The 23,591-nt window shown below is 40.6% G+C and carries 22 protein-coding genes and 2 pseudogenes; 15 read left to right on the forward strand and 9 right to left on the reverse strand.

Features of this window, described 5'->3' with window-relative positions:
- Positions 1–108 precede the first annotated feature (108 nt).
- Positions 109–2,166, reverse strand: a complete 2,058-nt coding sequence (locus AC5JM2_RS07160; RefSeq protein ID WP_495834211.1) for an ABC1 kinase family protein — start codon at positions 2,164–2,166, stop codon at positions 109–111.
- 314 nt (positions 2,167–2,480) lie between these two features.
- Here AC5JM2_RS07160 and recN point away from each other — a divergent pair, with 314 nt between their 5' ends.
- The gene (gene recN, locus AC5JM2_RS07165; protein ID WP_495834212.1) at positions 2,481–4,244 is read left to right on the forward strand and encodes a DNA repair protein RecN; all 1,764 of its coding nucleotides are present in this window, start codon (positions 2,481–2,483) and stop codon (positions 4,242–4,244) included.
- Positions 4,245–4,285: 41 nt separating this feature from the next.
- On the opposite strand, the gene AC5JM2_RS07170 is transcribed toward recN, so the two are convergent.
- From AC5JM2_RS07170 to AC5JM2_RS07180, 3 genes are all read right to left on the reverse strand, one after another.
- Positions 4,286–5,236 carry an ATP adenylyltransferase family protein gene (locus AC5JM2_RS07170; protein WP_495834213.1) on the reverse strand — a complete coding sequence of 317 codons (951 nt, stop codon included), beginning with the start codon at positions 5,234–5,236 and terminating at the stop codon, positions 4,286–4,288.
- A 170-nt stretch (positions 5,237–5,406) separates the two neighbouring features.
- Positions 5,407–6,303 carry an alpha/beta fold hydrolase gene (locus tag AC5JM2_RS07175; RefSeq protein ID WP_495834214.1) on the reverse strand — a complete coding sequence of 299 codons (897 nt, stop codon included), beginning with the start codon at positions 6,301–6,303 and terminating at the stop codon, positions 5,407–5,409.
- A 487-nt stretch (positions 6,304–6,790) separates the two neighbouring features.
- The gene (locus AC5JM2_RS07180; RefSeq protein ID WP_495834215.1) at positions 6,791–7,060 is read right to left on the reverse strand and encodes a hypothetical protein; all 270 of its coding nucleotides are present in this window, start codon (positions 7,058–7,060) and stop codon (positions 6,791–6,793) included.
- Positions 7,061–7,400: 340 nt separating this feature from the next.
- Between AC5JM2_RS07180 and AC5JM2_RS07185 the strand changes: the two genes are divergently transcribed.
- The 6 genes from AC5JM2_RS07185 to AC5JM2_RS07210 all read left to right on the forward strand — a co-directional run bounded on the left by AC5JM2_RS07185 (position 7,401) and on the right by AC5JM2_RS07210 (position 13,265).
- Entirely contained in the window at positions 7,401–8,882 is a 1,482-nt protein-coding gene (locus AC5JM2_RS07185) for a CIA30 family protein (protein WP_495834216.1), read from the forward strand.
- Between the two features lie 155 nt (positions 8,883–9,037).
- Positions 9,038–9,175: a hypothetical protein gene (locus tag AC5JM2_RS07190; RefSeq protein WP_495834217.1), complete on the forward strand. Its 138-nt coding sequence runs from the start codon at positions 9,038–9,040 to the stop codon at positions 9,173–9,175.
- Between the two features lie 4 nt (positions 9,176–9,179).
- On the forward strand, positions 9,180–9,467 hold the full coding sequence (locus AC5JM2_RS07195) for a hypothetical protein (protein WP_495834218.1): 288 nt from the start codon (positions 9,180–9,182) through the stop codon (positions 9,465–9,467).
- A gap of 170 nt (positions 9,468–9,637) precedes the next feature.
- Positions 9,638–9,886: a peptidoglycan-binding domain-containing protein gene (locus AC5JM2_RS07200; RefSeq protein ID WP_495834219.1), complete on the forward strand. Its 249-nt coding sequence runs from the start codon at positions 9,638–9,640 to the stop codon at positions 9,884–9,886.
- 394 nt (positions 9,887–10,280) lie between these two features.
- Complete coding sequence (locus AC5JM2_RS07205) at positions 10,281–10,529, forward strand: peptidoglycan-binding domain-containing protein (RefSeq protein ID WP_318561124.1); 249 nt, start codon at positions 10,281–10,283, stop codon at positions 10,527–10,529.
- A 282-nt stretch (positions 10,530–10,811) separates the two neighbouring features.
- The gene (locus AC5JM2_RS07210; RefSeq protein WP_495834220.1) at positions 10,812–13,265 is read left to right on the forward strand and encodes an alkaline phosphatase D family protein; all 2,454 of its coding nucleotides are present in this window, start codon (positions 10,812–10,814) and stop codon (positions 13,263–13,265) included.
- Between the two features lie 252 nt (positions 13,266–13,517).
- On the opposite strand, the gene AC5JM2_RS07215 is transcribed toward AC5JM2_RS07210, so the two are convergent.
- From AC5JM2_RS07215 to AC5JM2_RS07235, 5 genes and pseudogenes are all read right to left on the reverse strand, one after another.
- On the reverse strand, positions 13,518–14,108 hold the full coding sequence (locus AC5JM2_RS07215) for an NUDIX hydrolase (RefSeq protein ID WP_495834221.1): 591 nt from the start codon (positions 14,106–14,108) through the stop codon (positions 13,518–13,520).
- A 15-nt stretch (positions 14,109–14,123) separates the two neighbouring features.
- Positions 14,124–14,252: pseudogene (locus AC5JM2_RS07220) on the reverse strand (ABC transporter permease); the annotation flags it as partial.
- Between the two features lies 1 nt (position 14,253).
- Positions 14,254–15,732, reverse strand: coding sequence for a BamA/TamA family outer membrane protein (locus AC5JM2_RS07225; RefSeq protein ID WP_495834222.1), 1,479 nt, complete (start codon positions 15,730–15,732; stop codon positions 14,254–14,256).
- Positions 15,733–15,871: 139 nt separating this feature from the next.
- Positions 15,872–16,282, reverse strand: a complete 411-nt coding sequence (locus AC5JM2_RS07230) for a DUF2141 domain-containing protein (RefSeq protein WP_495834223.1) — start codon at positions 16,280–16,282, stop codon at positions 15,872–15,874.
- On the reverse strand, positions 16,248–16,568 hold the full coding sequence (locus AC5JM2_RS07235; protein WP_495834224.1) for a hypothetical protein: 321 nt from the start codon (positions 16,566–16,568) through the stop codon (positions 16,248–16,250). Before AC5JM2_RS07235 ends, AC5JM2_RS07230 begins: the two co-directional genes overlap by 35 nt.
- Before the next feature lie 378 nt (positions 16,569–16,946).
- Here AC5JM2_RS07235 and AC5JM2_RS07240 point away from each other — a divergent pair.
- The 8 genes and pseudogenes from AC5JM2_RS07240 to AC5JM2_RS07275 form a co-directional block, all read left to right on the forward strand.
- Positions 16,947–17,060 (forward strand): annotated as a pseudogene (locus AC5JM2_RS07240) (sulfite exporter TauE/SafE family protein); the annotation flags it as partial.
- A gap of 58 nt (positions 17,061–17,118) precedes the next feature.
- Positions 17,119–17,574: a DUF1634 domain-containing protein gene (locus AC5JM2_RS07245; RefSeq protein WP_495834225.1), complete on the forward strand. Its 456-nt coding sequence runs from the start codon at positions 17,119–17,121 to the stop codon at positions 17,572–17,574.
- Between the two features lie 248 nt (positions 17,575–17,822).
- A complete protein-coding gene (locus tag AC5JM2_RS07250) occupies positions 17,823–18,437 on the forward strand; it encodes a hypothetical protein (protein ID WP_495834226.1) in 615 nt (204 codons plus the stop codon).
- Between the two features lie 180 nt (positions 18,438–18,617).
- Positions 18,618–19,364: a TerC family protein gene (locus AC5JM2_RS07255; protein ID WP_495834227.1), complete on the forward strand. Its 747-nt coding sequence runs from the start codon at positions 18,618–18,620 to the stop codon at positions 19,362–19,364.
- A gap of 42 nt (positions 19,365–19,406) precedes the next feature.
- Positions 19,407–20,396, forward strand: a complete 990-nt coding sequence (locus AC5JM2_RS07260) for a prohibitin family protein (protein WP_495834228.1) — start codon at positions 19,407–19,409, stop codon at positions 20,394–20,396.
- 13 nt (positions 20,397–20,409) lie between these two features.
- Positions 20,410–21,111, forward strand: coding sequence for a cadmium resistance transporter (locus tag AC5JM2_RS07265; protein ID WP_495834229.1), 702 nt, complete (start codon positions 20,410–20,412; stop codon positions 21,109–21,111).
- Between the two features lie 354 nt (positions 21,112–21,465).
- Positions 21,466–22,140: a cadmium resistance transporter gene (locus AC5JM2_RS07270; RefSeq protein WP_495834230.1), complete on the forward strand. Its 675-nt coding sequence runs from the start codon at positions 21,466–21,468 to the stop codon at positions 22,138–22,140.
- A 707-nt stretch (positions 22,141–22,847) separates the two neighbouring features.
- Complete coding sequence (locus tag AC5JM2_RS07275; protein WP_495834231.1) at positions 22,848–23,579, forward strand: CHAT domain-containing protein; 732 nt, start codon at positions 22,848–22,850, stop codon at positions 23,577–23,579.
- Positions 23,580–23,591 lie beyond the last annotated feature (12 nt).

Genomic DNA, 23,591 nt, shown 5'->3' on the forward strand with positions numbered 1-23,591 from the left:
ACTGTTTTTTCAGGCAATGATTGCATTATTCCTGTGATAATCTATCTTATCACAGGAATAGGCAACTTTAAGGGCGCAGCCCGTTCTATCTTAAAGTTATGGTAAGTTTCACCTAGCAGGTAAAGATAACCTTTTAGGCTGAGGCAAATGACTATCTTGAACGCTATCCACTTCTGATGATGTCAACAATTGCCGAATCAACCTTGCTACAGCTTTTTGTGCCAACTGGTTGGCGAATTGTTGACTTAAACGCTGTACTGCTGGATTGAACAATAGCTGAGTAATTTGAGGTACGAGTTGTGTTGCGTCAAAATCACGGGTTTGTTGGAGAATATTCAAAATGCGTTTGATATGCTCTAAGGTTTGTTCTTGTTCGACACTCGCACCGGGGGTTTCATTGACTGCTGTGATCCCAACTCTTTCGCGCAGTAAGTAAGTAAAGTTGTGCAAAACATTTTTTCTTAAAGCATCGACTCCTCTAATAATTTCGTCCACCAGTTTCTCTCGAATAAAGGCGCCGCGTTCAGAAGACAAAAAATCTAGTGCTTGATTTGTGACTAAGTTCAAGTCATAATCTTGACTATTACGAGCATTACGTAATAAATTTTCTAAACGATTCCAGCGGAATTTACCTTCTTTAAACAGCAAATCTTGCAACGATGCTCTTAATTCCGGCGCTGGATCGGTTAATAGACGTTTAGAAACATAAGGATAAGCTTCGCTGAGGACTTTGAAATTAGGATCAATATAGATAGCAATTCCTTCCAAGGTTACCAATGAACGAATAATCAGAGCGTAATATGGTGGTACGCGGAAGGGATATTCATACATTAAAGCTGAAAGATCATCAGTGATGCTTTTGATGTTTAACTCAGCAACACTGGCTCCTTGAGCATCAGCAAATACGTTGCCAAAAGCTGGAATAATTGGTGTTAAATCTGTTTCTGGGGATAAGAAATCTAACTTAACATAGTCTTTTGCCAAGCCCTCAAAATCGCGGTTGACAACATGGACGATCGCCTCAATCAAACCATAGCGCTGTTGCGGCTGAATCTCGCTCATCATCCCAAAGTCGAGGTAAGCCAATTGCCCATCGAATGTCGCGAGCAAATTACCTGGGTGAGGATCAGCATGGAAAAATCCATGTTCCAGCAGCTGGCGTAGCGAACACTGTACACCAACTTCTATCAAATAACGAGCATTTATACCTAAATTGCGAAGTTCTTCTGTCTCGGTTAATTTAACGCCATCAATCCACTCCATCGTCAAAACCCGACGATTGGTGTATTCCCAGTAAATTTTTGGCACGTACACATCTTTCATGTGACCATAAAGCTGGTAAAAACGCTCAGCGTTTTCTCCTTCATGAATGTAGTCCATCTCTTCAAAGATGCGATCGCCTAATTCATCAAGAATACCAACAAGATCACTGCGCACCCGTTTAAATGTTTTCTTCGCCCATGCAGCGAGTTTGCGTAAAAGATACAAATCAATGGTAATACTTTCTCTCAAGTCTGGACGTTGGACTTTAACAGCGACTTGTTCACCAGATTTGAGCTTACCTTTATAAACTTGACCTAAGGAAGCAGCAGCAATTGGTTCACTAGAGAGTTCAACGTAAATCTCCTGCGGAGGTAACCCCAACTCTTCTTCAATAAACTGATAAGCAATTTCGTTAGGAAAAGCTGGTAACTTGTCTTGCAATCGAGTTAGTTCTTCCAAATACACAGGAGGAACCAAATCTGGTCGAGTGGATAAAGCTTGTCCTATTTTGATGTAAGCGGGTCCCAGCTTAGTCAACAATTCTCGCAACTTAATTGCTCGCCTTAGGTCATTTTTAACAACAACTCCCCGCTTGCTATCCCACCACAACCCCGCAGCAAAAGTCACAGTTGATGTCAAAACTGTGATAATCCGCCGGAAAACTTGCAGGGGTCTTTTTTGGTAATGCGCCGAAATCTCCTGGGGATTGTAATGTATTGCTTGCGACTCAGTTTTTCTCGTAACCACCACTTGGGTTTCGTCTGAAGTTGGTAAGCTAACAACTTCGACGATCGCACTATTTTCAGGTACTCGTTCAACATTGGACACATTACCTGGGTTGGAGGTGCTTACGAGACTGTCTTCTGTAAATTGGGAAGTAGGGGGAGTTGTCTTAGCATTCATGTCGCACTACCATAGTATTTAATTTATTTTATTAATTATTGTAACTTTTTCTTGTCTGAATCTGTAAATTTGATTAAGAAACGGTGGAGAAAGAGAAATTTAGAGACTAGAACTTCTTGGCTACAATCTATTTCTCAATTCAAGAATTATATCCTCAGCACAATTTACACTTCATGAACTAAACTAAATTTGGTACACTTCAATTGGTCGTACTCGTCCGATGGTATGAGATATTCCTAACTGCTAACCGTTGATTTATAGTTTCCCACAAATCAAAAGAATCCGGCGTCTGTCCTCATGGAGAATTTGACTTAATGTTGTCTGTATTGCGAATAGAAAATTTTGCCCTGATTGACCAATTAGAACTGGAATTTGGGACAGGACTTAATGTTTTGACAGGGGAAACCGGCGCGGGAAAGTCGATTATTTTAGATGCGATAGATGCTGTATTGGGTGGTAAAGTATCCAGTCGTGTGATTCGCAGTGGTACAACTCGGGCAATGGTAGAAGCGACGTTTAGCTCTAACTTAGGATTAGCCGCCTGGTTAAGCGAACAAGAAATAGATTTAATCGAAGATAATTTTATAATTATTAGCCGAGAAATTGCAGCTACCTCAAGTAATATTCGCAGTCGATCGCGCGTTAATGGAGTATTGGTTAATCGAGCGTTGATGTCCGGACTCAGAGAACGCTTGGTGGAAATCACCGCTCAAGGGCAAACTGTACAAGTGGGACAATCTGCTCAAGTCCGAGAGTGGTTGGATATATACGGTGGCAATTCCCTGATACAGCAGCGACAACTTGTCGCCTTGAGTTTTAGCGAGTATCAAAAAGCGCATATAGCCCTAGAAAAACGCCGGACATCAGAACGCGATCGCCTACAACAACTCGACCTACTCACATACCAAGTACAGGAACTCAAAACTGCTAATCTCAGTGAACCAGATGAATTAGAAAAGCTTTTACAAGAGCGAGAACGTCTCAATCATGTCGTTGATTTACAACAGATGAGTTACAAAGTTTACCAAGCTTTGTATCAAAATGATGCTGAAACTCCAGCAGCAGGAGATTTGCTCGGAGACAGTGAAATCACATTAAGCGACATGGTAGAATACGATACCCAACTGCAACCGTTGTTGGATATGGTCAGAGATGCTCAAGCAACCTTGGCAGAAGTGGGACGACAAATTAATACCTACGGGGAAAATTTGGAAGCCGATCCGCAGCGCTTAGAGGAAGTAGAAGAGCGTATTCAGGAATTAAAGCAAATTTGTCGTAAGTACGGTTCGACTCTGACTGAGGCGATCGCTTATTACCAACGCATCCAAGAAGAGTTGGCTGAACTTAATAATAGCGACCAATCAATCGAAAGTCTGGAAAAACAAGAAAATATTTGTTGGGAAAAGCTGACTGAAGCTTGTCAGAAGTTAACTCTGCTGCGACGCACCACTGCGGCTGTTCTAGAAGCAGAACTGATCAGGGAACTCAAACCTTTGGCAATGGAAAAGGTACAGTTTCAAGTTGAGATTGTACCAACTTCCCCAACCGCAACGGGAGCAGATAAAATAACCTTTTTGTTTAGTCCTAACCCAGGAGAACCCCTGCAACCCTTAACACAAATTGCTTCTGGCGGTGAAATGAGCCGCTTTTTATTAGCGCTCAAAACTTGTTTTTCTCAAGCTGATGAGAATGCGACACTGGTGTTTGATGAAATTGACGTTGGGGTTTCTGGACGTGTCGCACAGGCTATTGCAGAAAAATTGCATCAGTTAGGTGAAAGCTCTCAAGTATTATGTGTGACACACCAGCCCTTAGTTGCAGCAATGGCAGACCGACATTTCCGAGTCGATAAGCAAGTCATCACCCTCGAACCAGGTGACAAAACAAACAACGGACATCCGGAACAACGTACTGTTGTGCGAGTCACAAGCCTGGATAATTTAAACAAGCGTCGAGAAGAACTAGCACAGTTAGCTGGTGGGAAATCGGTGCAGGAGGCGATCGCATTTGCTGAGTCTTTGTTGACGCAAGCAGCGGATCATCGTCGAAATGCGGTTAAAGAAGAATTCAAAAGCTAGAATTCTGAATTCTGAATCAGGAATATAGGGATTCAAACCCTCTATTTAGTAGCAACAGCAACTTTCTGTAGTAATGTCATAGGTCCAATGTCTTTGATAATCTCCATTTGTTGCTCGTTTTGTACGAAAAGCGAACCTGCAAATCCTAATGAGTTGACAGAAATGGACTCAAAAGATTCATGCGATAGCGAAGCGCTGCTGCTTTCAGCAGATCGCGGTACAATCAACATCCATTCCCTTGTCGCCAGAAGATTATAAGCACCAGATTGTCTTCCACTGTTTTCTAAGCCGACAGCGTGTAGCAGGGTGCGGTACTGCGAGAGTGTGACTTCAGCCGCTTTCAATGGAGATTGTACCGAAAGAGGATCTAGCCTTGTAAAGGCGTGTACAAAAGGAAACTGCGGTATAGTGGTAATCAAGTCTTGAAACTGAGCGGATGCCAACAGAGGTTCAATCGGTATCTGCAACCCATCGGGTATGAGTGGAAGTGGAACCAGTTGCAAATGCTTGTGTCGCTGACTAGCACCTGCAATTTTGCCACCATTGTAAAAGACTAAACCATCAACCTCCGCTAGACACGCCCACATTGCTGCAAAATCTTGCAGAGTGAGTAGAGTTTCCTGTTCTTCAAAAGCACGAGTGATGATCAGCAAGTGATTGTCAACAACGTTAAATTTGTTTAAGATACATACGTGTGTCTGAGAAATATCTGCTACAAACAAATCCTCCTCGTAGGGAAGAAAAGGATTAAATTCTTGACTGGAGGAAGTTTTTGTCTGTTGTTTTTGCTTAACAGCATCTTTGCGAGCCAAGTTAGATAAAACTCGCACTAAGAAGCGAACACCATCTTGCTCTATGAACTCAAATTCTGTTGGTATTGTCAGCAACGCCCCACATTGTAGAGCGTACTCAGTCTGTTCTTGAACACGTTTCCACAAAGTGCCTGGTTTGAGTAAAATTTTTTCATGTATAGCTTGTTTGTCTTGTTGCATGATAGCGCGAATAGAGAGTGTGAAATATAGGAATCTGGTTTGATTTCTGAACTTACTCGTGAAGATAGGGAACAGGGAACAGGGAATACGGAATACGGAATACGGAATACGGAATACGGAACTTCAAGTGTATAAAGCTTCGCAAAAATCAAAAATGAATCTTATATAACTTATGTATTAACATGTAGATACTGTTGCAACAAACCAATCACAACCTCAGGTCTTTCCAAATGGGGTAAGACTCCTGCATCTGGAATTGTATGAAAATCACGAATTGCATTGGTATTTAACTTCCTCAAACGCTGTCCTAGCTGAACACTGGTAAATTGTGCCTTTTCACCCCACAATATCACAGTAGGAATAGTCAGTTGTTGAATATACAAACTCAAATCAAAGTAAAGGTTACCCTGTAAAAATGCCAAGGCTGCAAATTTAGCATTAGGCTGTTTTGCAGAGGCTAAGAAAGCTTGTACCATTTCTGAAGAAACTCGTTCTGGTTTGGCAAACAAAAAACTTTGTAAAAAGTTGCGTACCGCCAGTTCATTTTGAGCGCCAACAGTATAAATGAAATCATCCAAGAGTGGTATGTTGATCAGTCCAAGTGGAAGTCTGCGTCCTGCACCTTGCCCAAAATCATCAAATCCAGAGGGACACACCAAAAACAGGGCTTGAAATAAAAAAGGGTGAGCGATCGCGAGGCGAATCATCAAAGCAGCTGTTAATGAAGACGCAATCACCGTTACTGGTGGACGACAAGTATGTCTAATAAACTCTGCAATACTCGTCAAATAATCGTTAATTTGGTAATCTCGCACAGGATGTGCAGATTCACCCCAACCAATTAAGTCCGGCGCTATAATCTCGTACTTAGCTGCAAAAGCAGGGTAAACTTTAGACCATTCATAAGCACAAGCCCCGCCACCAAAGTTATGGAGAAAAACTAGGGGAGGTAAATTTTCTCTCTCAGCAATCAACCAAGGTGCAGTCGTTTGGGTGTAGTAAGTCATAAACCCCACAGAGGTATGAACGACTTTTTGTCCAAAGCCAAGAGGTTGAAACTGGAGCATAGTTTGCTACCCTCGTGAATATGTGTTTCTAGTGGCAAGTTAAAGCCTGGTGGCGTATAGGTCAAGGTTGTTGGCTACAAATCAAATAATTATGGCGTATCACTTTTGTGCTTGCCATTTTTTGCCTGCATACTCCCAATGCTTTCATAATATCAATATTGATGATTAATGTCATGAGTTATTAATTTTTCAACTGTATATAGGACTACTATTTTATTTTGGCTCAGCTAGGTACACCTTAAAGAGCCTTTTTCCCTGTTAAGCGTTAAGCGCGTACACAAGTAATTTCACCCTTCGGGTTCGCCAGATGCCTACGGAGGGAAACCCTCCTGCAGCACTGGTCTGACCAAATCAAACCGGATTCCTATATACATAAATAAAGTTAAGTAGCCATCATGAACTGCGTTCACCGGACAATCCTCAAAGTATACTGAGGAGTGCTTTAGTTGACACGAAAAACATAAACACCCTGATATTTAACCTTTGACTATTTAATGACTAACAACGGTATCCCTTCAATGTGTGATGATTCAAACAAGCACCCATATACTAGATTTCCTACCTTCAACTGCTGATTAGCATTACACCAACAAAAATAATCTGATTTCGTCGCAGAGTTGGTAATATGCGCCACATAGTAACTTTGGTCTTCACTATCTCTTGCTAAAATGCGAAAACACTTATAATGCAAGCGTTTCTCTTGTTGTTTAATCGATTCTGGTTTGGCAGAAAAACCCTCGTACGGAAAACGCTTCATTGTTACCTATATACAAAGTCATACGCCAAAGTAAATCTCCTCGTTATTTACTAACAACATTCAGAAGAATGATCTTATGTTAAGTTTTTCTGTATCCTGAGCTACATGATACTCCGCCACGAGTCATGACACTTGAGCGCCAGGAATATTGGGGCGATGATCGCCCCCAAGGACTCGGCTCTGTTTTACCCTTCGGGTTCCCTCGGTGCATAGCGTTGGTTCACTATTGATTATTCTGAATTCTTTGTGTGATCAAAAATCAGTCTATATGGTGGTGAACTGATGAAGAATCATCGTGATAATAATGATTATGGAACAGAACAAGCGTAAGATATGAATCGTGACTAACAACAATCGCTCTCAATGGGATTTAGGCAGATTCATCCAAACCCTGACTTATTTTGAGGTCGTCCCTTTTGTCAACTGGGTACAGGATTTGATTCAAGGTCGTCTTAATAGTAGCCAAAATATACCTGATGGAGCAAAACAAGTGGGTGTGATACTAGTAGCCGGTGCGACGGGTGGAGTTGGTCAGCGAGTGGTCAAACGACTGCTGGATGCGGGTTATAAAGTGCGTGCACTCGTGCGAGACATCGATAAAGCACGGTCAATTCTTAGTGATAATGTTGAATTAGTTGTTGCAGATATTACTAAGCTAGAAACTTTAAATTCCCTAGTTATGGCTAATATCCAAGCGGTTATATCCTGTACAGCGGTACGTGTGCAACCAGTAGAAGGAGATACTCCAGAACGCGCTAAGTATTATCAAGGCATCAAATTTTATCAACCAGAAATTGTTGGCGACACCCCTGAAAATGTAGAATATCAAGGTGTGAAAAACTTGGTAGAAGCTGCTGCTAAATATCTGCCGAAAGCAGGGGAAAAACTATTATTTGATTTCACAAAACCATCAACAGAATTAAAAAATATTTGGGGTGCGGTGGATGATGTTGTCATGGGTGGCGTGAGCGAAAGTCAAATCCAATTGGTGGAACAAACAGCTTTGTTTGCTGGAAATGTCTCAACTGCGAACTCAGGAGGCTTTGCTTCTGTAAGAACGAAAAATTTCGCCCCTCCCTTCAATCTCTCTGGTTACGAAGGTGTAGAATTGCGCTTAAAAGGTGATGGTAAGCGCTATAAATTCCTTCTGCGTACAGAAGCACAATGGGATGGTGTTGCCTACAGTTACTCTTTTAATACAGAAGCTAATACCTGGATGAATGTTCGCATTCCTTTTGCCCAGATGATTGCGGTATTTCGTGCCAAAACTGTCAAAGATTCACCGCAAATTGATCCAAGCAAAATTTGCTCTTTTCAACTGATGTTGAGCAAGTTTGAATATGATGGTGAGTTAAATCCTCAATTTTCTCCTGGTGGTTTTGCTTTGGAAGTGGAATCAATGAAAGCTTATGGTGGGGCAAATTTACCACAGTTTGTCTTAGTCAGTTCAGCGGGTGTGACTCGTCCTGGTCGTCCTGGAATCAATTTAGATGAAGAACCGCCAGCAGTCAAATTAAATGACCAGTTAGGAGGAATTTTAACATGGAAGTTGAAGGGAGAAGATAGTTTAAGAGAAAGCGGAATTCCTTACACGATTATTAGACCATGTGCGCTGACTGAGGAAGTCGGGGGTAAGGAGTTTATTTTAGAGCAAGGTGACAATATCAAAGGAAAAATCAGCCGCGAGGATGTGGCTAAACTCTGTGTAGAAGCCCTACAACAAACGAAAGCATCTAACGTCACATTTGAGGTGAAACAGGGAGAAAATACTGCTAGTTATATTGATTGGCAAAGGTTATTTTCTCAACTGCAACCAAACTGAGGGTAGAGCAAAGTCATGAAACGTATTGGGCTGATGGCATTAGCCCTATTTTTGTCTATTCTACTTTGGGGCACAGTCTTTTCAAACACCGCTTTATCTGGTGCAAATAGAATCTCGCTTCTACAACCTAGAAGCGGATTTACAGCGGTTTTCATATGAATAGACCACAAATCGTAGGGGAGCCAGTGCGTTGGACGGGTTTCCCGGCTTGTAGACGCCCGGAGGGCGGCTTCCCGCAGGGTAGCATCTGGCGTTGGGCATTGCTCACAAAAGCCTACGTGATAGACATTTGAGATATTGCTGAGCAATGCCCACCTTACAGAAAACCGCTGTAATCGTTTGGAGTCGCGGGTTAATCGTATTGAGGCGCAGTTAAATCAAAGTGGGCGATCGTCCCAAAGGGACGGGCGTTCTGCGCCCTCGCCTTCTCGTAGCGCAACGATTACACCATCTCCACGTTCTGGAAGAACTGTGTCGCAGCAAGAACGAGAGAAGATGTTTGATAGACTGGCTACTTTGGTGGTAGAAGTCAAGCAGCAGGTTAATGCACTAGAAGGGCGAGTTGCTAAATTAGAGAAACGCTAGGTTGTTGTGGCGTTGGTACTTGGAATGGAAAATCAGATTGATAGACCAAATTTTTTATGGATGAAAACTGCATAAGTTAATTTTGCTGTCAACTATTAATTTTGTACAGGGGAAGGAAAGAACTTTCACCTGTACAAAATAACTCTACCCAATTTTAATCCAGGAGAATTATGTCTACTCAAACTCAACCTATTCTGAAAAAAGGTAGCCAAGGTTCGGAAGTCACCCGTCTGCAAAACTTGCTAAATCAAGCTGATCGCAAAAAAAACTTCGGAAATCCTCCTCCACTACAAGTTGACGGAGAATTTGGAGGTAATACTGAGACTGCTGTTAAGAACTTCCAAAAATTTTATGGATTAACTATTGATGGAGTTGTTGGTCCCAAAACCTGGGCGAAATTGATCGAAGCTGCAAGTTAGTGTTTTAGCTTTGCGTCGGATTTAGAAGTTATTACCCCCGTCTGTTTGTTATCCCAAGCAGACGGGGGTTTTAGCTTTGAAATGATTTTCCTAGAATTAAATGTTCTCGGGTAATGATGGCTGAGACTCTCTTGAAATGGAGAGTCATACCGTTTCACTTTAAGGTTGATACAAATAGGCAGCAGAGGAGCAGAGGAGCAGAGGAGCAGGGGAGAAAGAATTAGAGACTAATCATTTGTATCAAGGATTTCGTGAAATGGTATCAGGATGAGAAACCGGATTTTTTCTGAAAACTGCATAAGTTGACTTTGCTACCAACTATTACTTTTGCAGGGGGGAAGGAAATGACTTTCTCTTTTAAAGCTACCTGAGTGAACCTCAATAAAGGAGAATTATGTCTACTCAAGCTCATCCTCAACTGCGACAAGGTAGTACAGGTGAACCAGTAAGACATTTGCAAGACTTACTGAATCGAGTTGACCGTAAACGAAACTCTGGAAATCCTCCACCTCTGAATGTTGACGGATATTTTGGATATAATACACAAACGGCTGTTAAGCTGTTCCAAAAATATTACGGACTGTCTATCGATGGGATTGCTGGTCCTAAAACCTGGGAGAAATTGGAGCAAGCAGTACGTTAGTGTTGTGGCTTTGTGATATCAAGCAGACAGGGATTTTAGCTTGACAGCGCTTTCAAAACCAGAAACCACATGGTAAGGCACAGTATTGCTGTGCCTTATTCACAAGAAGCACTTAATACTTAGATGCGTTATAATGTTGTTGAAGAAATAGAGGAACGCTGGCAGATTATTGTAGAACTATTTCGTCGCGGGATCTTACAATTGTAGAATGTTGTTTCTCTAAAAGTGACAAATTTTGGAGAACAAATATGCTCAAAGTGTAATGTTGATGGCAGAAAATCCATGATATGGACACCTCTAAGAGAACGGATTAACAAACTGCCACTTGTTCTCGCTGGACCAATTCTACGACGCACTGAACCCAATGCTGTAACTGTATGGGTGGCTTTGAAAGAAAGCCGTAATGTTACTCTAGAAATATTCGATACGAAGAAAAAAAGACTTTTTAGTGGTAGTCAAAAAACGATAAAAGTTGGTACTTATCTGCACATAGTTGCTGTCACAGCTAAAACTTCATCAAATCTCTTATACGGGGAAAATTATCTTTACAATTTATATTTCGGTCATGGGGAAACGCTGAATCAGCCCGGTGTCTTAACTCTAGAAGGATCAATACAAGACATTATATATCCCCCATATGACTTGCCAAGTTTTGCACTTGTGCCAAGTTGTTTAAATGATGTGCGAATTATTCACGGTTCTTGTCGCAAGCCTCACGGTGAAAGTCTTGATGCACTTGCGTCAGTGGACAAAATGATTAGGGAAGCATTAGAACAAGATCCAAGAAAACGACCGCATCAACTCTTCCTCACAGGTGACCAAATTTATGTGGATGATGTGGCTGATGCTTTACTTTTCATATTGATGGATGCTAGCCAGACACTTTTGGGATGGACAGAAATACTACCAGATGTCCAAAATTATGAAGAGTTAAATCCAGGAAAGCGTAATAATTTAGCAACACATACTGCTGGGTTGACGGCAAGTTTTAACAAACTTAACAGAGTTTCCAATATTGCCAAAAGTCATTTATTCACATTGGGTGAATTTTTGGTAATGTATTTATTTGTTTGGAGTGATGTGCTGTGGAATAAACCCGAAGACTTTCCAAGCTTTGAAGATGTTCATCCTGATGTACAAAAATCTGAAGTAAGTCGAACTTCGTTTACAGAAGACATTGCCGATTTACAAGATTTTCAAGTAACAATTAAAGATATTAGACGTGCTTTAGCAAATGTTCCCACATACATGATATTTGATGACCATGAAATTACAGATGACTGGTTTTTAAATATTGCGTGGTGCGATCGCACTTTTAATAAACCTCTCGGTCGGCGCGTACTCCAAAATGGTTTACTTGCTTATGCTATCTGCCAAGCTTGGGGAAATACACCAGAACAATTTGAACAAGGAAAGCCAGGAGAAGCACTACTCAAAGCCACCGAAGCATGGTCAGCTTCCTATAGCACAAATGCAGAAAACGAACAAGAAATTGCTTTGCGTGTTGGTTTGCCATCCTTTGCAGATATAAAAACAAGTCAGCCAAGGCGAGGCATCCATCAAGAAGGTTCTTTAAAATGGCACTATACTGTAACTGCTCCAGAATATGAAGTTTTAGTTCTGGATACGCGCACATGGCGAGAATTTCCAGGGAAGGACTTTGATTTTCCCGGACTTTTAAGTGCTGAAGGTTGCGATGAACAAATCTCAAAAGTTGTTCGTCCACAAAATACACGAGTGACTTTGGTGATCGCGCCTAGCCCAGTTATTGGCTTACCGTTTTTAGAAACCTTACAAAAGACAGCTAAAACTATTGCAGAGAAGTTGGGTGCTGCGGCTTGGGGTTTTGACCCTGAAGCTTGGGCTTTAGAAGAAACAGCATTTGAAAGGTTGTTTTCCAGACTCGCACTACGAGCATTACCTGCACACCAAAGTCGTGTCATTATCTTATCTGGGGATGTTCACTATAGTTTTACCGCGCGTCTACAATATTCGGCAATACGTCCTTTTCAAAGTTCCAAAAATGTCAAGACGGAACTTGTTATTGCCCAGTTTACGAGTAGTTCGCTTAAGAATGAAGCCAAGGGGTTCGGTGGAAGCCACTCATTGCATACAAAAGGTTTTGTTCCTTTTAGAATTCTAAAATATTTCCCAACAGCAGAAATTTTAGGGTGGGAAAATAAAGGAGGAAAAGAACTAGAAATTGGTGGTTTTTATACTCTTGTAGACCAAACTGTTCAACATCTTCCTTGGAGAGTCAAATGTAGTCCGGCTAAAGTGGACTTAGTCCAAGAACGCGATTGGTTTAGAGTCTTACAAATCACGAAACAACCTGAATGGTGGTACCGGATTGATTTTTTATCAGCGAAACCAGAAGAAATTAATGAACCGAGAAATTATCATTCTCAGCAATTCTATTCTGTCAAAGCACCTCTACCAGGACAAGATCGTAAGCAGCCTCTGGAACAATACCTCGCAATGGCAAGAAACTCTCATGATTATATAGGTAAGAAAGGAAAAGGCAAAGAAGTTGTAGGATTAAATAATATTGCTGAAATCACTTTTGAGTTTGTTGATGGTAAAGAGATAGCTGTACAAACTCTTTGGTGGCGTTTGGAAAGTCATGAAAATGGCAAGCTTTTGGAGCCTTTTCCGTTAACTAGATGTGAAGTATCGCTCGCGTTTGATAATCCAAATTATCCAATGGATGAGGTATTGAAGGAAGTGAAACGGTGAATTATTAAATTTTTAAAAACATCTAATTCTTAACCAACCGCCAAGACGCCAAGGACGCCAAGAAAAGAGAGAAGAGAGAATTTTACGAATGATTTAAGATTGTAATAAATTAGTTCTGTTTGCTATTTGTATAATCATTTTTGCTCATATCAAATCTGTTTGTACTGGAATTATTTCTCTTTTTTATCTCTCTGCGTTCTCTGCGTCTCTGCGGTTTTTTAATAATTCAGATTTAACCAGAAACGATATCATTTATTTTTTTAAAAGTTCCCAATACTGGTGTGCTGCTTCAGCTTCAATCTGATGATCGGCATGCCATTTATTGATAGAACATATATCGTAATATCCAACATTGGTTGTTTCATGGGACTCTTGCAACGTTCCACCAACAACTGTGCAATAAAACTGGAGATGGTAAGTGGTGTGGGGTTGTCCAAAATCTCCAGGCATACGGCAACCAAGACGAATCAACGAACCAACTTCCACAAGCAAACCAGTTTCTTCCTGCACCTCGCGCTTCATCGACTGCTGCGGCGTTTCTCGAACTTCAGCCCAACCACACGGCAAGCACCACGTACTATCGTCAGTTCGCTGAACCAACAACAACTCACCCTGATCGTTTAATATTGCAGCTGATACTCCTATTTTCGGCGTAATGTAGCCCAATTCTGCGCGAAATCGCTTTTCTACTTCTGAAGTTGGGAGGGAAGATAATGCTGAATACTGTGAGGAGGCAAGACTGAGAAGTCGTTCGTAGCGATCGCGATCATAAATGTCTTTTGAATAGTTTAATCCAAGCTGTGCGATCGCTCGTAATTCTTCTAGCAATTCGATAATACTCATGGATTAATTTTGAAATAGATTTATGCCGTTAAGAATTAAGACTGAGATTGGAAAAATACTCCAAAAAATTAAGCTACGTTTCCGACGCAATAATTCAATGAAAATCCGTTGAGTCACAGCTATTGTTTCACCCCAATACTTCATATTAAAACCGCTGACCAGTGGTAATTTCAAATTTTATATCTCCGTCATCGTTAATTGCCAAGTCACCCCGAATTAACCCAAACGGTGACTTGACTCGCAGTCCTAACCCGTAACCGAACCCACTCCCAGGCTTACCTCGCAGTACACCCGGTTCCCCTAGCACTGTTTTGCCAGATCCAAAATCCGAGGCGAAGTCAGCAAAGACAACTCCCCCCACTGACTCAAGAATTGGGAAACGATATTCCATAGAAACCAAGCCATAACTACGTCCACTGCCGACTTTACCACCTCCGTAGCCTCGTACAGAATTCAGTCCACCCAAATCAAACGCTTCTGCTGGTGGAAACTCCCCAATATTTGTACCACCTTGCAAATTAAAAGCCAACATTTCTGGATTTTCAGTTAAGCGACCATGACCTATCCAGGTGACTGGCACATATAGAATATAGTTTGCCCGCAGGCGGTTGCTGGAAATCTTACCCAGTCCAATCGGAATTGCCTGTTCAGTGCTGAGGGTGAGGAGCGATCCTTGAGTTGGATTGTTACGGCGATCGCGCTGATCTCTACTTATAGCAAACGACACCGTAACCAAATCATCTATGCCAGTACCGCTGACTGAGAGAGGACTTCCTAGTCTATCCACTCGTGCAAGATTATAATCGCGATCGCGAAGGCTAATCCTGGTGTAGTTAAGACCAAAAGCTGTATCCCAGTCATTGAAAGATTTTAAAACTGCTATAGATCCGCCAAATTGTCCTTCCCGGACTGTGCTGCCGTTGGACAGCTTGATATCATCGTTGAAAGTGCGAGATAAATCTCGTTTACGAAAAACTCTGATGCTGTACCCTAGGCGGTTTGGTTGTCCATGACGATAAGGACTGGTGAGTTGGCTGTCAAACTGAACATCTTTACCGCTTACCTGAACGCTGGTATCTAGCTGTTCATTAAGACCGTTAATATTTGCATCTTCATATCCCACCTTACCGTAAAGCCCAACATCACCGTTATTACCACCGCCGAAGCTTAAAGAAGGGAAGTGACGTTCCTTAATGTTGTAGATGATATAAACACCAGTGTCATCTTCTTGTAGGGAAACATTGACTTCATCTAATGAGTTTAATCTCCTGAGTCGTTGCAAGTCTTTTTGAAGGACATCCTCACGGAATACTTGACCTGGCTTTAGTTTCAGATTGTCGATGATAAAATCTTTCTGAGTCCGTCCCTCAATCGGTTGACCCTTATCATCGACAAACTTGCCTTTATTATTGATAAAACGGATCTGGATATCTTTGACAAGTCTTTGGGCAATCTCACCAGTCTCGCCACTTTTTCCTCTAAGTTTTTCGAGTATTGGAGGGGTTGGCGATGGGCTTAAATTATCTGTTTGTAAAACAGTAGATTGAGAATTTGCTAGTGCTTGCTGATTTTCCCGGAACAACACTATCCCCACTACAAAAATGGCAACTATTACAATACGCATAACTAAAACTTTGTCATTACCCACATTTTGGTAACAGTCAAATTCTCTCATAACGACACATTGGCAGGGATTGAAATCGCTCTGGATTTTATATTATTCTCCGGTAGGATGGCAACAAAGCAATGCTGTTGCGTTCACTTTAGCTTAAAAAGTTCAGCAATTGAATTTGAATATTGGTCTGTGGACCAGCAACTAGAACCGCACAATCGCCAAATTTGGGCGGACCTGTGAGAATTTTGGGGTTTTGAGAAAAGCCAAACTCTTCAGTGGGGATACCCAATAGATTGCGATTGAGGATGCCGTCGCTGTTGGCATCATGAAAGACGGCGATCGCATAATTTCCTGCTTTTAAGTTTTCAAATTTAACTGTCAGCGGGGCGTTTTCTAGTTTGACGCAACGGGCAGCCACTGCGCGATCGCTACTAGTCGGAAATCCTCGCCCACCAGAAAACACGCTCAGACAAACTTGCCCACGCTGGTTTTTCAAGCCGTTAATGGTGACGGTGAGACTACTGTTAGACACTGCTTTTGCACTGGATATAAATGTCATAAATATGACATCTATTAAAAGTAAAAAGCTCCAGAAAGAACGTTGCATCGTCATAATTTACTGTGTTAAAAACTACAAAATATTTACGCAATGCTTTTTTTAAAGCCAGCCCAATCCACTCAACACAATCGCAGTCGCAAATGTTACCCATAGCACAACTGGTATAATCAAAAACGCTCTCCTCTTTGAGATAGCCCATAGGCGAGCGACGATGGAAACATATTGAATTCTCTACATTAATTTGATTGCAATACGGTGACATTTGTTGCTCAAAAGTTGCTTGCATCTTGCAATATTCAATTGTAAGCTTACCGTGACAACTCTCCCGCTAACGGCAAGCGGTGTAACGGGAGCATCAAAAGGGGAAAAAATGATACCAGTTATTAGAAAAAAACACAAGATATCTCAATCATATTTTAACAAAATCCTTACAATTTTAGGCAAAAATAGACTTGTAACTCATGCCGGAAATTGCCAAATCTAAGTCATTACTTCAGATTATTGTTTTGAAAAAGAATAACATTTGATTCTTTATAGCAATAAACCTAGAGTAAGTAGGTCGGTACAAATAAAGTTAACGATGTTTTGGCAGTCATTAGGAGGCAGCGCCTTGCTGCGCCAGTCCTGCCTTATTTCAATGATAATTATTTACGCCGACCTACTTATTGAACCAGGGGTAACAATGCCTGTGATGTTGGGTGTATTACCTGGCGCTTTGTTAGGGGCAAAAATTTTAGTAGGGGCTAATACTCAAACTTTGAGAATAGTCTTTAGTTGAGTGCTGGTGGTAATGGCACTGAAAATGGTCTACAACAGTTTAGCAGGAGTAATTTAGGATGCATCTATCCAATTTTCATCATCTTGATAGTGGCAATAATGAGCAAAATATTTCTAAGTCTGTGTGCCAAAATGACTGCACAAAAACATCTAGCGAGCAGCGATTTGAGGAGCTGATTAGCAATTTATTAAAATACGGTGTTCTTCTTGCTTGCTCTACGGTTTTGGTAGGAGGAATTTTATATTTACTTAGCTACGGTGCAGAACCTGCTAATTATCAATTTTTTGAAGGACAGCCATCGGTATTAGATTCTCCAAAACTTGTAGCTAGAGGTATTTTTTCAGGTAACCATAATAGCATCATAGTATTTGGACTTTTACAGTTAATTGCTATTCCCGTGATTCGTGTTGCACTTTCAGTATTTGCTTTTGTGCAACAGAGAGATTTTACTTACACAATAATGACATTACTGGCACTGTCGGGACTAATTTATAGCTTTATTGCAGCGTATTAATTGATATAAGTAATTGTTAATGCGGTGCTACATGTCGGCTTCCATTACTTCTGATTATTGTTTCAAAAAAAAATTACGTTTGCTCATCTCAGTGAGAAAACCTAAAGTAAAACTAAGGTTGACAACGAACTCAGACATAAATAACAGCAGACTACAAATTCTGTCGTAAGCACAGCCTCATCTAAATATCAGACACCTAGTTTGCCTTAAAGTTTGCCAAAAAATCTAGTTTGAAAGGAGAAAACATCATGAGACTTCTGAAAGTTGCACTAGTGATTGCAGTTCTGTTTGTGAATTTAGCGATCGCTCAACCTTCTTGGGCAGATCCTAGCTACAAGAAGAACCCCGATTACATGGAAGTGACAAAAACCATTAAAGAATTACAGAAAAGTGCTGAAGGTACAATCCCCGCAGATGTGCAACGCCAAATTGATGAGTTAGAGTTCCAAAAAGCAGCGATAGAATCAGGGATAGCTTGGGGACAATGCCGCAACGAGAGTGGTAGTAACCTAGCAATCTACGGTAATGGTGGCGAAGAGTCAGAAGAATCTGGTAACAGCAATCAACTTTACTTCTTGGCAAATGGTCAAACAACACCTGATCAATGGGATTGTCAGGGTGTTTATCTTCCTGATGATGTGAAAGTTGCTTCCTTAGATAAAACTGGTGCTGTTGCCATCAAGATTATGGATGGTACACAACTTTTAGTCAAGAAAAACCCAGATACTTCAGAATTGGAATTAAATCTCCCCAATGCCAAAGTTGTCAAGCCCGGTGATAAAGATTGGTTTATCCCAAATGTATCGCAAGCTTTTGTTGATTCTCGCATTCCTAATACATTGACTGGCGGAGATAATGGCTAAAATCAATATTTTAACAACGTTATTCAGATAAAATTTGAATGGATTTATCTGAATAATACATAGGACTAGAACTGATACAATTTTCGATTTTATATATTGAAAACCTCACTTCTAGTTCTATTTTCATAACAAGCAATTTTAAGAACTCAATGTCTGACGGGAGTTATTGGAGAAATCAGGATGTTAGAACAGTTAAGTGGATACTTGGGTACAGATTTATCTATTAAAACATTTGGAACTTTACTAGTATTAGTCGCTTTAGAAACAGTTCTGTCTGCTGACAACGCAGTTGCCTTAGCAGCACTAGTTCAAGATATTGAAGATCCACAAAAACAACGTCAGGCTTTAAATTGGGGATTAATTATTGCCTTTATTCTGCGGATTGGTTTACTGTTTACAGCAACATGGGTGATTCAGTTTTGGCAGTTTGAATTAGGAGGCGCTCTTTATTTGTTGTGGTTATCTCTAAAGCATTTTTGGCAATATTTTGATTCCAATGCAGTAGAAGAACAAGCAAACAACTCTTCAAAGCATCCAAATTGTACATTTGGACAAGTTATTCTCTTGATTGCTGTTACAGATTTAGCTTTCTCTCTAGATAGCGTTACAGCAGCCGTTGCAGTTTCTAGTCAAACATGGTTGGTAATGACTGGTTGCGTCATTGGTATTATCACTCTGCGATTTATGGCTGGTTTGTTTGTGCGCTGGCTTTCTGAGTTTACTTATTTACTGGACGCTGCTTATTTAACAGTGTTTGGTGTAGGCGTGAGATTGATGTTTAAAGCATTAATTCCAGATCATGTACCGCCTCAATGGATTATGTTAACGCTGATTGTAGCTCTATTTACTTGGGGATTTTCTAAGCGCTCCGTACCAGAAAATCAGAAAGTCTTGACTATTGATAGCTATGAAAATAACAGAACATAACTTAGTTTTTAATCAACATCTTTTTCTCAATACACCAAAGTCATGAATCTAGAAAAAATAACAAAAAATGAAAGTCCAAATTCTGTTATAGGAACAGAAGTTACTCAGACAACATCTGCACAGATCATCAACGATTTTAATCCTGCCCAAAAAGATAACAAAGATATTAAAGCAATAGTCAGAATAGTTTTGTTACTGTGTGCTTTGACTATCATCTGTAGCTTTTTCGTAATTGTCAATCCTGGACAGCGAGGAGTGTTAATGAAGTTTGGGGAGGTACAACCAGAAATTCTCAGCGAAGGAATTCACCCAATTATCCCGATTGTTAATACTGTCCAAAAGCTGAGTGTGAGACTGCAAAGTCAGGAAATTTCAACTGAAGCTTTATCTAAAGACTTGCAAAATGTTTACACAGATGTGGCTTTAAATTGGCACATCACTCCAGAAAAAGTGAATACGATTTTTCAGCGTGTTGGTAATCAAAAATCCATTGTTCACCGTATTATTAACCCTGCTGTTAAAGAGGTTTTAAAAGCCGTGATGGCAAGGTATACAGCAGAAGAAATTATCACTGTACGTACAGAAGTGAAAGCTGAGGTGGATAAAGCTTTAACATCTCGATTAGGAACTTACGACATAGAAATAGATGATATTTCTTTAGTAAATATTCATTTTTCAGAGCAGTTTAACAAAGCAGTGGAAGCCAAGCAAATTGCTGAACAAGAAGCGAAACGTGCAGGATTTATGGCTATCAAGGCGGAAAACCAAGCCAAAGCAAGAGTAAATTTAGCAAAGGGGGAAGCGATCGCCCATCGATTAATAGTAGAGTCGCTGACTCCTGCAATTTTACAACGCCAAGCGATCGCCAAATGGGATGGTAGGATGCCTTGGATCTCCGCAGGTGGTGGCGACAACACCAGACTCTTTCAATTAGAGTTAGATGAAATTGTCAAAGCTGCTCAGAAAAATCCCCAACAACAAAGAGTCGAATCTCGTTCTGAGTTAACTACTGCACTTCTCAAAGAAAAATAATCACTAAACTAAAATGGATGACTTTATTGGTGCGATTTCAACTGGATTTGCTGCTTTTGCTGCCACTAATCTAGATGATATTGTGGTTCTGCTACTGTTTTTCTCTCAAGTGAGTACAACTTTCCGACATCAACACATTGTTATCGGACAGTATCTCGGTTTTACAGCACTCGTGCTTGCTAGTTTACCCAGTTTCTTTGGTGGTAGGCTTTTCCCAGAGGCTTGGATTGGACTTTTGGGTACGGTTCCCATCGCCATTGGTATTAATCGCTTGCTAAATCCAGCGAGTGATGAGGATGAAACCGTACCAGAATCGGAACAGTCTGCAAATTCTTGGCTAGCTAGCCTATTTTCACCTCAAGCTTATGGAGTTGCTGCTGTAACCATCGCTAATGGCGGTGATAATCTCAGTATCTACGTACCATTATTTGCTAGCTGTACATGGGAAGATTTGGAAGTGATTTTGGCAGTTTTCTTCTCATTAGTTGCGGTTTGGTGCTATGCTGCTTATCGCTTTACGCAAGTTCCCATACTTGCCAAACTCTTCACTCGCTACGGTAATTATTTTGTTCCTTTTATCCTCATAGGATTGGGTATCTATATTTTGATTAATAGCCACACTTTGGAAAATCGTGGTTTAACTGTACTTACGGTGGGGCTAATTGGTTTATGTTTAATTGCAGAGTCAACAGATGCTTTCCGGGATTGTGCATAATCAGTGCTGATGTGTTGAACTCAGAGATACTTACCTATTTGACAACTTTCATAATATAAATTTATTCTCCTGTTTATACGGTGACATTTGTGGTGAATTGCTGTTTTTACACAATGTCAAAAGTTAGAATTATCCATAAAATCTATTTATCATTATCAAAAAAAAGAATATTTGCTTTTATCTAGGGATAAGCATAATATTGAAAACAAGATAAATTGTAAACACAAAATATCAAATGTAATTAATGGTGAGCATCTATAAATAAAAACAATTCAACTATTTAAAAAACTGCTGTTACTTCTATAAGCAGAGAAGGACTATAAAAGTAATTTTAAACCTTTGTAAGCAATAACTATGAGTTGGCTAATTGGTACATTAATTCTTGGCATCTCTGCCGCTTTTGCAACTACCTTTGACGACAATATTTACTTGACTGCTTTCTTTGGAAAAGTTAATCGCACGTTCCGTCCTAAGCATGTTATTTTTGGTGAATTTGTTGGATTTACGGCATTAGTACTTGCTAGTTTGCCTGGTTTTTTTGGTGGTTTATTTCTTCCAGAAGCTTGGATTGGGTTGTTAGGCGTTCTGCCAATTATTATTGGTATTAGCAATCTCATGAGTCGAGATGATGATGACGACACAGTTCAAGATGTGTCAGTGACATTTAGTAACTCAGTAAAACCTAAACGCGGTAAACAATCATTATTGGCGACTCTGCGTGATCCTCAAACTTACCGAGTTTCGGCAGTAACTATTGCTAATGGAGGAAATAACATTGGTATTTATGTACCGTTGTTTGCTACTACCAATCTGCCAAGTTTAGGAGTCATTTTGTGTGTTTGTTATTTAACTGTTGGCATGTGGTGCTTACTGTCTTATAATCTGACTCGTAATCCTCTGATGGCTCCGCTTCTAGCTCGCTATGGTCGAAAAATATTTCCCTGGATATTAATCTGGCTAGGGTTTTCCATCATGATGAAGAGTGGTACGTTTCAACTTGTTCCCAGTCTGGCAACGCTCTTTCATTGAATGTTAGGCGAGGGAATATTAAGCGCAAGTTTATAGAGAAATGGTATGACTACTTAGTAGGAAAAAAAGTAGTTTGGCTTTATAACCCAATACGGTTCAGATAAGAAATTTGCTCGTGTTAGCGCTTTGCGCGGCGAGAAAGTTGGAGCAAGGCAAGCAGGGTGCAAGGGAGAAACCGATTCACACAGGATCAGTTTCCCCCCTCTCCCCGCCCCCTGCTCCCTTGCTGCCTCAACAAATAAATGTCTTAACTGAACCGTATTGCTTTATAACCCACATTCCGCACCTACAACTGTCACACCCCAACGAAACGGAATAGCCCCCATCGACTCAACCAAAACACCCAAGGTTGGTGATGCGGCTCACAATCACGAGTAATGAATACTTTAAGCCACCAATTCCACGTTGTGGCTTAAAGGTGTAACGCAATGTGACTCAATGATTTTCAGCTATAAGTTTTTTACTTTGATTGCAGAATTCAGAACAGAGACTGTGTAGTAAGAAGTAAATAGAAAACTGTTAGACGAGGTAGTAGTATATGCAAGCATTTACTGCGGTTTAGTCCATGAGCAATTTGCAAGCTATTTATTCTGTTCCTATCCCATTACTGCATAAGTTAATTTCGGTTCCACCTATAAAGAAGTGTTTATCGTGTAGCATCTTTGAGCATCTTTTTTACTTTTTAGAGAAAATAATATTAAAATTACATGGTTTCTCAGCAACTGTCCTATGGTAACAATCCCGATGTCAAAACTATTTTAATTTTGGCAGCCAATCCTACAAATACATCTCGGCTACGACTTGATAAAGAAGTACGGGAAATTGATGAAGGATTGCGAAGAGCATCTAAGCGAGAGCAATTCAGGTTAGAACAGAAGTGGGCAGTGAGTCAGCGTGATTTCTACCGCGCTATTTTAGATTACCAACCCCAGATTGTTCACTTTAGTGGGCATGGTGCAGGTAGTAATGGCATTGTCTTAGAAGATGAAACTGAAGAGCCAGTCGAAGTTAACGCTCATGCATTGGCAAGTATGTTCAAGTTATTTGCCACAAAGGGAGTCGAGTGTGTACTGCTCAATGCCTGCTATAGTGAGGTGCAAGCAAAAGCTATTAGCCAACATGTCAACTACGTGATTGGCATGAACCAAGCGGTTGGGGATAAAACAGCAATAGCATTTTCTGTGGCATTTTATGATGCTCTAGCAGCAGGGCAACAGGTGGAGTTTGCTTATGAATTAGGTTGCGCAGTCTTAATAAAATATTTAGAGCAGCAAACTCCAGTTCTATTTAAAAAAGAGCAAATTAGTATTATCCCCAGCAAACCAGAAGTAGACATTATTCCACCCAACCCCTATCAAGGATTAGCAGCATTTGGAGAAGAAGATGCAGCATTCTTTATTCAATACCTTTGCCAATTTACGAGGCTGGAACGGTACTAGAAGCATTGTGAA

This window comes from Brasilonema angustatum (genome assembly GCF_059505445.1).